Source organism: Agrobacterium sp. 20P9.1.2 (genome assembly GCF_057799395.1).
Genome location: NZ_JBYOKI010000005.1, coordinates 215,414 through 230,444 on the forward strand (window position 1 = coordinate 215,414; position 15,031 = coordinate 230,444).

Consider the following 15,031-nt stretch of genomic DNA (forward strand, 5'->3'; position numbering starts at 1 on the left):
GAAGAGTTGAGATGGCGAGCAGTTTTGATACATCCCGCGTTCGTTGGGCCGCATTCATTACCATGTGGCTCATCATCGCCATCGGCGCATTCGTTGCTGCAGACAAGCTAGGTCGTATTCAGGCCATGAAGACGCTTTTGGCGACGGCCAGCACGGATGGGGAGCTGAAGTCAGCCCTTCTGAACGTCGCGCTGGAGCGTCCGCGCGTTCTGCCGCTGGTGCTATCGCGCGACCGGGACGTGGTGGAAGCGCTTGAGGGTGGTGGCCCTTCCATCGAGCGGCTGGATCAGAAGCTGGAAGGCCTGATCGAAGGGACGCAGGCATCTGTCATCTATGTTGCAAACACGAACGGCCTGACGATTGCGTCCAGCAACTGGCGCACGCCGGAAAGCTTTGTCGGTTCCAACTATGCCTTCCGCGATTATTTCAAACGGGCGCTGGATACGGGCAGGGCTGAGCATTACGCGCTGGGCAATGTCAGCCGCAGGCCGGGACTTTATATTTCCCGCCGGGTGGATGGTCCCAATGGCAATCCGCTGGGCGTGGTCATCGCCAAGGTCGAGTTCAGTCGTCTCGAGGCGGATTGGAACATCGGTGGCCGCCCGGTTTATATCGTGGATACCAACGGCGTTGTGCTGATGACCAGCATCCCCGAATGGCGCTTTAAAACCGTCGCGCCTATTGATGATGCACGGCGAAAGACGATTTCCGAAAGCCTGCAATTCGGTGACGAAAAACTCTCCCTCATGCCGGTGACGACGCTTTCCACGCTTGGCCCGCAGGTGGCGATGGTCGATGTCAATTCCCCGCCATCGCTCAAGGGTGAGTATCTGCGTCTGGAACTGCCGGTACCGACCACCGAATGGTCGCTGCATTATTTGCAGCCGGTGGAGGCCACCACCAATGCTGCCGTTCGCGAAAGCCGCATCATTGTGGCCGCAAGCCTCATGCCGCTTCTGGCCATTTCCGCTATCTGGCTTTGGCGCAGGCAAAAGGGCGCGCAGCAGCGGGCGGCAGACGAGCGCGACCGGGCGGAGCTGGAGCGCCGTGTCCAGGAGAGAACGATCGACCTGACAATGGCGCGGGACCGTCTTCAGTCGGAAATCGTCGGCCATGAGCAGACGGCAAAGGAATTGCAGAGTGTGCAGCATGAGTTGGTCAAGGCCAACCGCCTGTCCATTCTGGGGCAGGTTGCGGCGGGCGTTGCCCATGAAATCAACCAGCCGGTCGCCACCATACGCGCCTTTGCGGATAATGCCCGTGTCTTCCTCAAGCGGGATCGCAAGCAGGATGCGGATGAAAATCTGGAGAGCATCGCCTCCCTCACGGACCGCATCGGCGTTATCACCAGTGACCTGAAGATACTGGCGCGGAAAGGCCGTACGGCGGCGGAACCGGTCAGCATGTGTCTCGTCATAGAAGGTGCAGTCGTGCTGCTGCGCAGCCGTTTTGCCGGGCGCATGGATGCGCTGGATATCGTTCTGCCGGATGAGGGCCTCATGGTGCTCGGCAGTCGCATTCGGCTGGAACAGATCGTCATCAACCTCTTGCAAAACGCGCTTGAGGCCGTGGAAGACAAACCGGATGGCCGCGTGGCCGTGCGGGTGGAAGTTGTGGGTGGTGATGCCACGCTGACGATTGCCGACAACGGGCCGGGTATTGCGACCGAAATCCACGAGCAGCTGTTTTCGCCCTTCAACACGTCGAAGGAGGGCGGGTTGGGCCTCGGGTTGGTCATCTCGCGTGATATCGCCTCGGATTACGGCGGCCGGATCGATGTGGAGACGGGCGAGAGCGGGACGTGTTTTTCTGTGTATTTGAAGCGGGCGTGAGATGACGATGAGCGGAACGATTTATCTGGTCGATGACGACTCCCAATTGCGCAAGGCCATGGTCCAGACGCTGGAACTGGCTGGCATGACGGTCATGCCTTTTCCAAAGGCGGAGCAAGCGCTGGAGGCCCTGTCGAAAGACTTCGGCGGTGTCGTCATCACCGATGTGCGCATGCCCGGCATGGACGGCCTGCAATTTTTCGAGCGACTGCGCCAGATCGACCCTGATCTGCCGGTCATTCTCATCACCGGCCATGGTGATGTGCCCATGGCGGTCGCGGCTCTTCATAACGGCGCCTATGATTTCATTTCCAAGCCGTTTCCCGCCGAACGAATGGTGGAAAGTGCGCGCCGCGCGCTGGAAAAGCGTCGTCTCGTCATGGAGAACCGCGCGCTGAAACGTGCGGCCCTGCGGGCGGAGGACGACCTTCCACTCATCGGTCAGACACCGGCGATGGAGCGGCTGCGCAATACGTTGCGCCACATCGCCGATACGGATGTTGATGTGCTGGTGGCTGGCGAGACCGGTAGTGGCAAGGAGGTGGTGGCAACCGCGCTTCACAATTGGAGCAAACGCCGCGCCAAAGGTAATTTCGTTGCCCTGAACTGCGGTGCTTTGCCGGAAACGGTGATCGAAAGCGAGCTTTTCGGCCATGAGGCGGGTGCTTTCACCGGCGCACAAAAGAAACGCATCGGTCGCATCGAACATTCCAGCGGCGGCACGCTGTTTCTGGACGAAATCGAGAGCATGCCGCCGGGCGTTCAGGTCAGAATGCTGCGTGTGCTGGAAATGCGGCAGGTCTCGCCTGTTGGCTCCAATGAAGAGCGGCCCGTCGATATCAGGGTGGTGGCGGCGGCCAAGGTGGATCTGGGCGATCCGCAACAGCGTGGCGATTTTCGTGACGACCTCTATTATCGCCTGAACGTCGTCACACTCTCCATTCCGCCACTACGGGAGCGCAATGCGGATATTCCACTGCTGTTTTCGCACTTCACCAAAAAGGCCTCGGCCCGCTTCGGCATGCCTATACCGCCCATCACCGCCAGTGTTTCGCGGCATCTGACCAATCATGACTGGCCCGGTAACGTACGCGAACTCGGCCATTTTGCGGAGCGTGTGGTGTTGGGGCTGGAAGGTCATGCGGATGTCGCCGCGCAACCTGCCGATCACAGGGACGCATCTGGCACGCTCGCGGAAAGAATGGATCGGGAAGAGGCGCAGATCATTCGCGAAGTGCTGGAAAAATTCGATGGCGATGTGGCTGGCACCATCGGCGCGCTCGGCATCGCCCGCAAGACATTCTACGACAAGCTTCAGCGCCATAATATAAGCCGTAGCGACTACGTCCAGAAAGGATCGTAATCGCTGCGGCTCGTTTGTCTGGTTAGCTTATATCAGCCTGCGACGCAGAAGTGGTTCTGGCCATCGTAACCCATGTAGGTACCTGTGCGAGAATTGAAGCTGCCGTAACGCTGCGAGCAATAGTCGTACCACGCGTTCGTCCATGGTTCGATGGTGCGGTAGGTCGGGCGAGGCTGATAGGCCGGGCGAGCGTCATAGACCGGCTGTGCGCGGTAAACCGGGCGCGGTGCCTGACGATAGTAATAGTTATCGTCCGGTTCGCTATAGGTATAGCTCGGCTGGTAGGTCTGGTAACGGCGCACTGGTGGCTCGTCATAGACACGCTCGTCGGAGTAGCGAGGCTGCGACAGTGCGGAGCCGACTGCGACACCGGCGGCAAGGCCAAGGACGCCACCCAGCAGGGCTGCATCACGGTCGTGGCGGCGCCAGTCACCGGCAGACGCAGAGTTCAAAGGTGCAAGGACGGTTGCAGACATTGCAAGAGCCAGAAGAGTTTTTGCTGCTAAGGAGGCCATGTTCTTTATCCATCCAAAACGGCAGCTGCCTGCCAGTTGTTATTCAATGGTTAAGAATTAGCGTTCTGAGGCTGAACCGGTGCTGAATGAATTGTGGCGGTGTGGTGGCGGTGAAATCTCTTAGAGTTTTGCCAAGGCAGCCGGGGAGAAGCCTTCCAGCATACCGAGATAAGGCTTGTCGAGCGGCGGGGCATAGGCACCGCGCTTTGCCGTTTTCAGACCCAGCGCGACCAGCGCTTCGGCCTGCTTCACGGCAGCGCTGACGCCGTCGACAACGGGTACACCGAACTCGGCGGAAAGTTTCGCGGCAAGGTCCGCCATTCCCGCACATCCCAATATGATGGCTTCTGCCCGGTCCTCACGAATGGCCGCAGCAATCTCGAAACGCAGCCGCTCCAGCGCATTGGACTTCGGGTCTTCCAGAGACAGGACCGGAATATCGGCAGCGCGGACCTTGGCACGGCTGCTCGCGCCGTAGCGGTGGACCAGATGTTCCACCGGCAAGCGAGAGCGCTCCATGGTGGTCACGACGGTGAATTTCTGGGCGATGAAGGAGGCCGTGGCCACTGCCGCTTCGCAAATGCCGATGACGGGTATGTTGGCGAGCGCCCTTGCCGCATCCAGCCCGGTATCGTCAAAGCAGGCGATGATGGCCGCATCCGCACCCGTCTTTTCGCCCTTGGCGATTTCTGCCAGAAGGCCGGGAATGGCAAAGACTTCGTCGTAATATCCCTCGATGGACACCGGCCCCATTTTCGATGTGACGGCGACGATCTCCGTGCCGGAGCCAGCGACGCCCTTTGCGGCGGCGGCAACGGTCGCGGTCATGGATGCGGTGGTGTTGGGATTGACGATGAGAATGCGCATGATGAACGGTTCAGGCCTTCAGCTGGCGGCGGTTTAGATAAACGATGAGGCCAAGCGTTGCGGCAATCACCAGAAACGAGAAGAAGGTGGTGACGGCACCCAGCGCATAGAGAACCGGCGTCGTGACATTGGTGGTCATGCCGTAGATTTCCAGCGGCAGGGTGTTGTAGGTGCCCGATGTCATCAGAGTACGGGCAAATTCGTCATAGGACAGGGTGAAGCCAAAGAGGCCGATGCCGATCAGGCTCGGTGCAATCATCGGCAGTACCACCTCGCGAAATGTCTGCCAGGAGGTCGCGCCCAGATCGCGCGCCGCTTCCTCATAGGACGGTGAGAAGCGGTTGAAGACGGCCAGCATGATCAGCACGCCGAAAGGCAGCGTCCATGTCATATGCGCGCCGAAGGCGGAGCTGTACCATGAGGGCTCCAGCCCAAGTTGCTGGAAGAGAACACCGATGCCCAGCGAAATGATGATGGACGGCACGACAAGACTGGCGACAGACAGGTAAAACAGCGGCGTTGCACCGACGAATTTGCGACGGAACGCAAGGCCCGCCAGTAGCGATACCAGCACGGTTGCGACCATCACCATCAGCCCCAGGCTGAGAGACCGACGGAAGGAGCCGCCGAAATCGCCCACCGCCTGCTGTTCGAACAGATTGCCGAACCAGTGCAGCGAAACGCCGTTCAGCGGAAAGGTCAGGCCGCCATTCGGCCCCTGAAAAGCAAGGATCAGAATGGCCGACAGCGGACCATAAAGAAACAGCACGAAGAGGGCGAAGAAGAAGGAAAGGACGTAGAATTCGCGACCGCGTTTTTCCGAGAACATCTCAAAGCTCCTTTCTGATATCGACGACGCGCAGGATGCCCGCGACCATCAAAAGAACGAGTGCCAGAAGGATGACGGCATTGGCCGCCGCTGCGGGATATTGCAGCAGCGACATCTGGTTCTTCATCATCAGTGCAACAGATGCGCTCTGCCCGCCGGACATGACCTGAACCGTGGAGAAATCCGCCATGACCAGCGTCACCACGAAAATGGTGCCGATGGCAATTCCGGGCTTGGCGAGCGGAATGATGACGTTCCACAGTATCTGCCAGCTCGTTGCGCCCGCATCGCGCGCGGCTTCCACCAGCGATTTATCGATGCGCATCAGCGTGTTGAAGATCGGCGTGACCATGAAGAGCGTGTAGAGATGCACCATGGCCAGAACCACGGCGAAGTCCGAATAGAGCAGCCATTCCACCGGAGCAGGCACGATGCCCATATTAACCAGCGCACTGTTGACCAGTCCGTTTCGCCCGAGGACCGGAATCCACGAAATCATGCGGATGATGTTCGAGGTCAGAAACGGCACGGTGCAGATGAGAAACAGCACCATCTGCATTGTGGTCGTGCGAATATGGAATGTCAGGAAATAGGCGACCCAAAAGCCACAAAACAGCGTGATGGCCCAGACCATTGCCGCAAATTTCAGTGTGTTGAGATAGGTCTGCCACGTCACCCACGAGCCGAGCGTCTCGGCATAATTGAAGGTCACGAAGCCCGGATACATCTGGGCGAAATCATAATCCCAGAAACTGACGACAGCGATCATCAGGATCGGCAAAGCCAGAAAGAAGCCGAGGATCAGCGCAAGCGGAGCCGCCTGCACATAGGCGACGAGCTTGGCCGGAAGCGTAAAGCTGCGGCTTTTCTTGTCCGTCTTGTCGCTAACGCCGATCAATCTGACTGTGACCACGGCCCGTCTCCTCGCTTTCATGTAGGCGGATGCGCGGACGAAATCCGCGCATCCTTGTCGTCCTTATCTCATCAAGCAGCGATGAACTCGTTCCAGCGGCGGACCATGTAGCGGTCTTCGTCCATGACGGAGTTCCAGCACGCGACCTTGCCCATGCGTTCCTGGAAGGAGCCGCCATCGCGCACGGCACCGGCCTTTTCCATGACCTTGCCATCGGGGGCGATGATGTCGCCCTGCGCGGGCTTACCCTCGACCCAGTAACCCCACTCGTCTGCGGTCATGTGTTCCTTGGCCGTATCCATGGCGGCGGAGTAGTAGCCCTGACGGTTGAGGTAAGCGCCGACCCAGCCGGAGGTGTACCAGTTGATGTATTCATAGGCGGCATCCAGCTTTGCACCGGACAGGTGCTTGGCAAGGCCAAGACCGCCGCCCCATGAACGGTAACCTTCCTTCAGCGGTTGGTATTTGCAGGCGATGCCCTTGGAGCGCACGGCGGCAACGGCAGGCGACCACATGGACTGGATGACGACTTCGCCTGACGCCATGAGGTTGACGCTTTCATCGAAGCTCTTCCAGAAAGCACGGAACTGGCCGTCCTTCTTGGCCTTGATCAGGAAGTCGATCGTCTTGTCGATCTCTTCCTTGGTCATGTTGCCCTTGTCGGCATATTTGATGTTGCCCATGGCTTCCATGATCATGGCTGCATCCATGATGCCGATGGACGGAATGTTGAGGATGGATGCCTTGCCCTTGAACTTCGGATCCATGATATCGGCCCAGCTGGTGATGTCGCGTCCGACGAGGTCGGGGCGAATACCAAGCGTATCGGCGTTGTAGATGGTCGGGACCATGGTGAAATAGTCGGTTTCACCCTTTGCGAATTTCTTGTCGCCCGGCTTTTCCACGAAGCCGACCGTATGCGGGGCCGTGCCCTGTGCGATAACGCTGTCTGGCGTCAGCTTGCCGGTTTTGAACAGTGGTACGATCTTGTCGTAATATTTCAGCTTCTTGATTTCCATCGGCTGGATGACGCCAGCCGGGTAAACCTTCTTGAGGATCCAGTATTCGATATCGGCGATATCGTAGGAGTTTGGCTGCGTTACCGCGCGCTGGGCGGCGGCGTCGGAATCCGTTGCCGTCATTTCCAGCGTAATGCCAAGGTCAGCCTTGCACTTTTCAGCGATGGCGTTGAGGTTCGACACGCCGGTGCCGAACTGGCGCAGGGTAATCGGGTTCTGCGCCCAGATGGTTGGGAAGCCGGTGATCAGGCCGGAACCGATGGCCGCACCGGTGGCTGCTGCGCCTGCCTTGAGAAGGCCGCGACGCGACAGGCCTTTTTTGCTGTTGGAAGTATTGGTCATGACAGTTCTCCTCTGGTTGCTTTTGCTTATTTTTCTATCCGGCCGAGCACGATGGCATCTGCCGCATTCCATGAAAGTGGTATGGCTTCACCCACCTTGATTGGTTTTTCGAAGAAGGCGACGTCGCTGAGGATGACGTTGAAATCCTCGATGCCCGCACCGGCCACGACGATCTTCACGCTGGCGCCGTGATATTCGACATTGGAAACGATGCCGGTAAAGCCGTGCCCCTGCAGTTCCGCCTCGGCCACGCGAACGCGGTCCGTTCTGACCGCGATATCCACCGGCCCATCCTGCCGCGCATCGCCTGCCGCAATGAAGGAGCCACCGCCGGGCACATCGAGCGTCACCAGCTCACCGTATTTTTCTCTCATTCGGCCAGAAATGACGTTGTGATTGCCCATGAAGCGGGCAACGAAGCCCGTTGCTGGGCGCTCAAACACCTCACGCGGCGTGGCCGCCTGTTCGATACGCCCGTCATTCATGATGACGATGATATCGGCCAGCGCCATCGCCTCTTCCTGACTGTGCGTCACATGGACGAAGGTGATGCCGAGTGAGGTTTGGAGTTTCTTTAGCTCCGCACGCATCCGGATTTTGAGGAAGGGGTCGAGCGCCGAAAGCGGCTCGTCCAGCAGCAACGCTTCCGGATCGGTAATCAGCGCACGGGCCAGCGCGACGCGCTGTTGCTGCCCGCCGGAAAGCTGAGCCGGGCGACGGTTGGCATAGGGCTCGAGCTGCATCAGTTGCAGCATCTCCATCGCCTTTGCGCGCCGTGTTTCCTTGTCTACGCCCTTCATTTTCAGGCTGAAGGCAACATTGTCGACAAGGTCCAGATGGGGGAACAGCGCGTAGGACTGGAACATCATCGCCGTGCCACGCTGCGCTGGCGGAAAATCTGTTACGACAACATTGCCCAGCCGCACATCTCCGCTTGAAATCGTCTCGTGACCTGCAATCATGCGCAATGTCGAGGTCTTGCCGCAGCCGGAAGGCCCCAGCAGGCAGCAATAGCTGCCCGCCGGGATTTTAAGGCTAATGGCATGGACGGCGGTTGTGGTGCCGTAGACTTTCGAAACGGAAGCAATATCGATTTCGGCGGCTTTGCTCATGCATGTTCCCCTGCTGTCGCCGAGTACTTTGCATAAGTCGTGCCAGTTTCGATGCGCCTGCGTTAAGTCCATGAGGCGAAATGATTTTTTGTTTTGTTTGTGGAGGTGGCAGCAGCGAACCATCTCGTAGTGATTAAAAAAGAAGCGATTGTCTGCGATAATGCATAAGGATTGTATTCAATATTTTAGGCGAATGAGGACGTTTTCTGGTTTCCCGAATTGCCGCTTCAGGGTAGAAGAAAACGGACAACGGATGACACCATGACCATTGCCGATATCAATCCAGACACAGACGTTACGCAGGAAGATCGCGCACAAGCCATCCGCGATACGCTGCGCGATGCAATCGTGGACAGGCGTCTCGCGCCCGGTACGAAATTGTCAGAGGCCGAGGTCGGCACCTTGTTCGATGTCAGCCGCACGGTCGTGCGTGCGGCCCTTCAGATGCTGGCCTTCGAAGGGCTGGTGAAAACAGAGCGCAATCGCGGTGCCTTCGTCTCCAACCCGACACCGGACGAGGCGCGTCAGGTCTTCTCATCCCGCAGGCTGATCGAACCCGGCATCATCCATGCCGCAATCGAGCAGCTGACGCCCTCTGCCATCGCCGACATGCGTGCGCATCTGACGGAAGAGACCCGCCACCAGCATGAGCGCGGGCCAAGCGCCCGCCGCGCCGAGATCAAGGCATCGGGCGATTTTCATCTGATGCTGGCCTCGGTCGCCGGAAACGCGATCCTCGAAAAATTCATGGCCGAACTGGTCGCCCGCTCATCTCTGGTGATTGCTCTTTACGGGCGCTCAGGTATTTCCAGCTGTGGCCATGGTGATCACGCATCGATTCTGGATGCGTTAGAGCAAGGTGATGCTGAAAAAGCCAAAAGCCTGATGTTGCATCACATCGACCACATCGAAGCCGACCTTGATCTGCGGAACAAGGAGGGACTGGCTTTGAAGGATGCTTTGTCTCTGTAGGTATCAGCCGCATTGCACGGCTGATACTGATAGGTGAGCCTAGGCGGCGTAGCGGCTGATCGCCAGATCCGCAGTCTCGATTTCGGGCGTGTTGCCGCTGACGAGATCGGAGAGAACCCGCGCCGAACCGCATGCCATCGTCCAGCCCAGCGTGCCGTGACCGGTGTTGAGGTAGAGGTTGCTGTAGCGGGTTGCGCCGATGACAGGGGTGCCATCGGGCGTCATCGGGCGCAGGCCGCACCAGAATTTCGCCTGAGACTGATCGCCAGCGCCGCCGAACAAATCCTCGATCGAATGCGTCAGGGTGGCCTGGCGCTTTGCGGGCAAATCCTTGTTGAAACCTGCAATCTCGGCCATGCCGCCCACACGGATGCGATCGCCCAGACGGGTCATAGCGATCTTGTGCGCCTCGTCCATGACTGTCGAAACCGGAGCCCGCGCCGCATTGATGACCGGGACCGTGATCGAGTATCCCTTGACCGGGTACACTGGCAGATCGATACCCAGACGCTTGAGGAATTGAGGCGTATAGCTGCCCAAGGCACCGACGAAAATATCGGCCTCTATTGTGCCCTTCGTCGTTTCGATGGCCTTGACGCGGTTGCCTTCCGTAATCGGGCGCATGATGCCCGTGTCATACATGAATTTGACGCCAGCCTGCTCGGCCAGTTTCGCCAGTTCTGTGGTGAACATGAAGCAATCACCGGTCTCATCGCCGGGCAGACGCAGACCGCCAACGATCTTGTCCTTCGAGGCCGCAAGGCCCGGCTCCACCGCCGCGCAACCGTCTCGGTCCAGAATTTCATAAGCCACGCCGCCAGCCTTCAGCACCGCGACATCCTTGCCGATGCCATCAAACTGTTTTTGCGTGCGGAAAACTTCCAGCGTGCCCTGGGTACGCTGGTCGTATTGAATGCCGGTCTCTTCCCGCAGCGCCATCAGGCAATCGCGGCTGTATTCGGCAACTCGCACCATGCGGCTTTTGTTGATGGAATAACGGGCAGACGTGCAGTTGCGCAGCATCTGCGATATCCAGCGCCATGCGGCAGGATCGACGGTGGGGCGGATGATCAGCGGCGCATGTTCCATGAACAGCCATTTCATGGCCTTCATTGGAATGCCGGGCGCGGCCCAGGGTGAGGAGTAGCCCGGTGAAACTTCGCCTGCATTGGCAAAGCTGGTTTCCAAGGCCGCCGCAGGCTGGCGGTCAATCACGGTCACCGAATGACCGGCCTTTGCCAGATACCAGGCGGATGTAACGCCGACGACACCGGCTCCAAGAATGACGATATTCATATTGCTCTCACTCGTCTGCATTCGTTGCATCGCCCGTGGCGACAGGTATGTCTGGCTGAATATAGGTACGGCGATAACGATGGCCGAGACCGGTCAGAATTTCATAGGCAATGGTACCGGCATCCTCGCCAATGTCTTCCAGCGATTGATCTGGCCCTATCAATTGAACGAGACTGCCATGGGTCAAGGTTCCCTCCGGCAGCGCGGAAATATCGAGGCTAATACTGTCCATCGATACGCGCCCGGCAATCGGCAGGCGCACGCCTTTGAAATAGGCCGCTCCCCTGCTGCTCAAAGAACGAGGAAGGCCGTCCGCATAACCGGCGGCAATGGTCGCCAATCTCGTTTCACCCGTGGTGCGCAGCGTGCCGCCATAACCAATCAGCGTGTCAGCGGGAACCGTCCGCGTCTGCACAACGGCCACATCCAGCCGCACTACCGGCTTCATCGGGTTCGGCCGGACGGTGGAAGGTGCGCCGCCGTAGAGCGCGATACCCGGGCGCATCACGGCATTGTGGTAGTCTGCACCCAGAAAGATACCGCCGGAATTGGCAAAACACACCGGCACATCTGGAAACATCGCAGCCGCTTCGCGCATCACATCAAGCTGCGATCCATTGGCCGCATGCTCGGGCTCCTCCGCGCAGGCCAAATGGCTCATGATGAAGGTGATCGAGATGTCGTTCAGAAGGCTCGCAGAGGTTTTCAGCGTTGCGACTTCTGAAGGCGCCATGCCGAGCCGCGACATGCCGGTGTCGATCTGGATTGCTGCTGGCAGTGTCTTGCCAAGTATTGCGGCATGCGCCGACCATTGCGCCAGTTGCTCCAGAGAGTTGATGACGGGCGTAATGTTCATCGCCGCGCAGGATGTCTCGTTGCCGGGTTGAAGGCCGTTCAGCACTAAGATGTCCGCATCACCGGCAATGCGAAGACGCAGCGCGATGGCCTCATCGATATGGGCGACGAAGAAGTAACGGCAACCAGCATTGTAGAGAACAGGCGCGACCATATCCGCACCAAGACCATAGGCATTGGCCTTGACGACAGCGCTGGTCACGGAATTCGGGGCCATGGCCCGCAGCATGAGGTAATTGTCGCGAAGCGCGCCGAGGTCTATGGTCAGATAACCGCTGGCACCACCGCTCGCCTTCTGGCGATTGATCGTCATGTCCATCGTCGTTCCCTTGTTATTTTCCAACAAGACTATTGCAACGATCATCGAATTTTCGCAGTTTGATGCGTGGATCATTCGAAGATTGACGCTCAGGCGCAATTTTCGACGGCTAAATGGAATGATTTTATGTCGGCTTTGGACGCTACCGATCGTCACATCATCCGCGTGCTTCGGCTCAACGCCCGTATCAGCAATGCGAAGCTGGCCGCAGAAGTGGGCCTGTCACCATCCGCCTGTCTGCGGAGGGTGGATATTCTGGAGCGGGAAGGTGTCATTCGCGGCTACACGGCGTTGACGGGCAGTGCCGCAGGCGGCGAGGTTATTTCGGTCATCGTGCAGATCACGCTCGACCGGCAGACGGAGGATTTTCTCAATCGCTTCGAGCATGCGGTGAGAAGATACCCCGAAATTCGCGAGTGCTACCTGATGACCGGTGGGTCCGACTATTTCCTGCGAGTGGAGGTGGAAAGCGCGGGCGATTTCGAGCGGGTTCACAAGGAAATACTCTCGAAACTGCCCGGCGTCTCCCGCATTCACTCCAGCTTCGCCATTCGCAATGCGCTGGCAAGCCCGAAGCCGAGGGCCTGATGTCAGGCGCTCCACCAGCGATAAAAATGGTGCACAGGCCCATGACCTTGGCCGACATGCAGGTCTCTGCCCGCCGCCAGCGCCCCTTGTAGATATTCCTTCGCCAAACCAATCGCGTCCGCCAGGGGAAAGCCCAGCGCCAGATTTGCGGTAATGGCCGATGCCAGCGTGCAGCCTGTGCCATGGTCATTTCGGGTATCGATGCGCGGCATGGAAAATTCCTGCATGCCATCGCCATCCAGCAGCAGATCGACACTCTCAGCGCCGCCGCCATGCCCGCCTTTGATCAGAACGGCGCGAACACCGGTGCTCAATATTGCTTCGGCTTGACGGATCACCTCCTGCCTGTTCGTCGCAACCGGCTGGCCGCTTAAAAGTGCGGCTTCCGGCAGGTTTGGGGTGGCGAGTAGTGCCAGAGGCAGTAAGGTGCTGCGAAGGCTTTCAATGGCATCTTCCTGCAGCAGACGGTCGCCTGATGTCGCCACCATCACCGGGTCCATGACGACAGGACGCCCCACATCGCGCAGCTTTGCAGCAATCGTTTCGATGGTCTTACTGCGCGAAACCATGCCGATCTTGACTGCACCGATATCAAGATCCGAGAAAACCGCGTCCATCTGAGCTGCGATCATGCTGGGCGAAACATCTTCGACAGCAGTCACACCCTTGGTATTCTGGGCGGTGATGGCGGTGATGACGCTGGCACCATAGACGCCGAGCGCGGAAAAGGTCTTCAAATCGGCCTGTATGCCCGCGCCGCCACCGCTGTCAGACCCGGCAATCGTCAAGGCTATAGCTGTCATCGGCGTGCCTCCAGCGCAAGGTCCACCTGACGGCGGAAATCAGCCGTTGCCGCTGCAATATCGACGGCGCGGAACAAAGCGGTGATCAAGGCGACGCCGTCAGCACCCGCGTCGATTACGGGGCCGACCTTCTCCAGCGTAATACCAGCGATAGCGCCGACGGGCATCTCCGGGCAAGCATTGCGAAGATAGGCGCGCAGGTCGCGAAGCCCCTCCAATCCTACCGGCGCGTCCGGATTCACCTTTGAAACGGTCTCGAACACACCGCCGATGCAGGCGTAGTCCGCAGGGGCTTTGACAGCACGCTCGGCATCGCCCATGTTCTTCACGGTCAGGCCGATAATGGCATCCGGCCCCAGCAGTCGTCTTGCTGTTTCCACGTCCATATCGTCGGCACCCAGATGCACACCATCTGCGCCGGACGCCAGCGCCGCATCGACACGGTCGTTGATGACGAGAGGAACGCCGGTTGCCTTCAGCGCATCCACCATCAGGCGTGCTTGCTCGATCATGTGTCGGGTCGAGGCGTGCTTGTCGCGATACTGGATGATCGTCGCACCGTGCCGTGCCGCAACGGCAGCCAGTTCCGGCAAGGGTGCGATATCTGCAAGCGAGGCATCCACTAAAGCGTTTAGTCGGTAATCAATTTTCATCGTGTTCGATCCTCGCAAGGGAAAGAATGTCGTTGGCGTTGATAGAGTCCAGCGCATCTAGAAAGGCCGCTTCGAAAGTGCCGGGGCCGCGGGCGTGTTTTGCTGCAAGTTCTGCCGATACACCCGTCACCGTCAGCGCTGCCGTTGCCGACAGCAGTGGGTCCGGTTCTACCGCCATGAAAGCGGCGATCACTCCGCCGGAAAGGCAGCCGGTGCCGGTAACTTTCGCCATCCATGGATGGCCGTTGAGAATCTTTGCGTTTCTGGTCCCATCGCGAAAGACATCCTGTGGGCCGGTCTGGATGCGCAATGCTTTGCCGACATCGCCAATAACAGCCATCTCCGCCGCATTGCCGCGCACGATGGTCGGCTTGAGGGTGATGAGTTCATGGGCGAAATCCAGCCGCGAGGGTGAGTAATCGCAATGCACGGGATCAATGATCCAGGGTTTGCCCCCGGCATTCGCCACCTCCACTGCCATGCGAATGACCTTGCGCCGCGCGGCATCCAGGGTGCCGAGATTGATGGTGAGAGCATCGATCTTGGAAATGAAGCTCTCGATTTCCTCTTCGGACGACGTCATTGAGGGGATGCCGCCCACGGCGGTTATGCCATCGGCGGTGAACTTTTGAACGACGGTGTTCATCAGGCAATGCACCCGGGGCCGTCGTTGCCGCACCCGCGCCAGCAGCTCTGCCGCACTCTGTGCCGTTGGAAAACTCGCCATAGGTCTCTGCACTCCAGATATGATCA

The 15,031-nt window shown here is 58.8% G+C and carries 15 protein-coding genes; 4 read left to right on the plus strand and 11 right to left on the minus strand.

Annotated features, from left to right (window positions below; translation table 11 throughout):
• Nucleotides 1-11: 11 nt before the first annotated feature.
• Both AC27VJ_RS15865 and AC27VJ_RS15870 read left to right on the plus strand, forming a co-directional pair.
• On the plus strand, nt 12-1,832 hold the full coding sequence (locus tag AC27VJ_RS15865) for a sensor histidine kinase (protein WP_488684823.1): 1,821 nt from the start codon (nt 12-14) through the stop codon (nt 1,830-1,832).
• Between the two features lies 1 nt (nt 1,833).
• Entirely contained in the window at nt 1,834-3,195 is a 1,362-nt protein-coding gene (locus AC27VJ_RS15870) for a sigma-54-dependent transcriptional regulator (RefSeq protein ID WP_488684824.1), read from the plus strand.
• Nucleotides 3,196-3,227: 32 nt separating this feature from the next.
• Here AC27VJ_RS15870 and AC27VJ_RS15875 read toward each other — a convergent pair whose 3' ends face one another.
• From AC27VJ_RS15875 to AC27VJ_RS15900, 6 genes are all read right to left on the minus strand, one after another.
• A complete protein-coding gene (locus AC27VJ_RS15875; RefSeq protein ID WP_488684825.1) occupies nt 3,228-3,710 on the minus strand; it encodes a BA14K family protein in 483 nt (160 codons plus the stop codon).
• Between the two features lie 120 nt (nt 3,711-3,830).
• Complete coding sequence (locus tag AC27VJ_RS15880) at nt 3,831-4,577, minus strand: aspartate/glutamate racemase family protein (protein ID WP_488684826.1); 747 nt, start codon at nt 4,575-4,577, stop codon at nt 3,831-3,833.
• Nucleotides 4,578-4,587: 10 nt separating this feature from the next.
• Nucleotides 4,588-5,406 carry an ABC transporter permease gene (locus tag AC27VJ_RS15885; RefSeq protein ID WP_353576620.1) on the minus strand — a complete coding sequence of 273 codons (819 nt, stop codon included), beginning with the start codon at nt 5,404-5,406 and terminating at the stop codon, nt 4,588-4,590.
• Nucleotide 5,407: 1 nt separating this feature from the next.
• Entirely contained in the window at nt 5,408-6,319 is a 912-nt protein-coding gene (locus AC27VJ_RS15890) for an ABC transporter permease (protein WP_113089044.1), read from the minus strand.
• 71 nt (nt 6,320-6,390) lie between these two features.
• A complete protein-coding gene (locus tag AC27VJ_RS15895; RefSeq protein ID WP_488684827.1) occupies nt 6,391-7,680 on the minus strand; it encodes an ABC transporter substrate-binding protein in 1,290 nt (429 codons plus the stop codon).
• Nucleotides 7,681-7,706: 26 nt separating this feature from the next.
• On the minus strand, nt 7,707-8,792 hold the full coding sequence (locus AC27VJ_RS15900) for an ABC transporter ATP-binding protein (RefSeq protein ID WP_488684828.1): 1,086 nt from the start codon (nt 8,790-8,792) through the stop codon (nt 7,707-7,709).
• Between the two features lie 261 nt (nt 8,793-9,053).
• On the opposite strand from AC27VJ_RS15900, the gene AC27VJ_RS15905 reads away from it, so the two are divergent.
• On the plus strand, nt 9,054-9,764 hold the full coding sequence (locus AC27VJ_RS15905) for a GntR family transcriptional regulator (RefSeq protein ID WP_488684829.1): 711 nt from the start codon (nt 9,054-9,056) through the stop codon (nt 9,762-9,764).
• 39 nt (nt 9,765-9,803) lie between these two features.
• On the opposite strand, the gene AC27VJ_RS15910 is transcribed toward AC27VJ_RS15905, so the two are convergent.
• Complete coding sequence (locus AC27VJ_RS15910) at nt 9,804-11,060, minus strand: D-amino acid dehydrogenase (RefSeq protein WP_488684830.1); 1,257 nt, start codon at nt 11,058-11,060, stop codon at nt 9,804-9,806.
• 7 nt (nt 11,061-11,067) lie between these two features.
• Entirely contained in the window at nt 11,068-12,234 is a 1,167-nt protein-coding gene (alr, locus tag AC27VJ_RS15915; RefSeq protein ID WP_488685000.1) for an alanine racemase, read from the minus strand.
• 126 nt (nt 12,235-12,360) lie between these two features.
• Between alr and AC27VJ_RS15920 the strand changes: the two genes are divergently transcribed.
• The gene (locus AC27VJ_RS15920) at nt 12,361-12,822 is read left to right on the plus strand and encodes an Lrp/AsnC family transcriptional regulator (RefSeq protein WP_353576613.1); all 462 of its coding nucleotides are present in this window, start codon (nt 12,361-12,363) and stop codon (nt 12,820-12,822) included.
• 2 nt (nt 12,823-12,824) lie between these two features.
• Here AC27VJ_RS15920 and thiD read toward each other — a convergent pair whose 3' ends face one another.
• The 3 genes from thiD to AC27VJ_RS15935 are packed head-to-tail and all read right to left on the minus strand — an operon-like array spanning nt 12,825 to nt 15,005.
• On the minus strand, nt 12,825-13,625 hold the full coding sequence (thiD, locus tag AC27VJ_RS15925; RefSeq protein WP_488684831.1) for a bifunctional hydroxymethylpyrimidine kinase/phosphomethylpyrimidine kinase: 801 nt from the start codon (nt 13,623-13,625) through the stop codon (nt 12,825-12,827).
• Entirely contained in the window at nt 13,622-14,278 is a 657-nt protein-coding gene (gene thiE, locus AC27VJ_RS15930; RefSeq protein WP_488684832.1) for a thiamine phosphate synthase, read from the minus strand. The genes thiD and thiE overlap by 4 nt, the downstream gene beginning before the upstream one ends.
• Nucleotides 14,268-15,005 (minus strand): hydroxyethylthiazole kinase, encoded by a 738-nt coding sequence (locus tag AC27VJ_RS15935; protein WP_488684833.1) that lies wholly within the window; start codon nt 15,003-15,005, stop codon nt 14,268-14,270. The genes thiE and AC27VJ_RS15935 overlap by 11 nt, the downstream gene beginning before the upstream one ends.
• Nucleotides 15,006-15,031 lie beyond the last annotated feature (26 nt).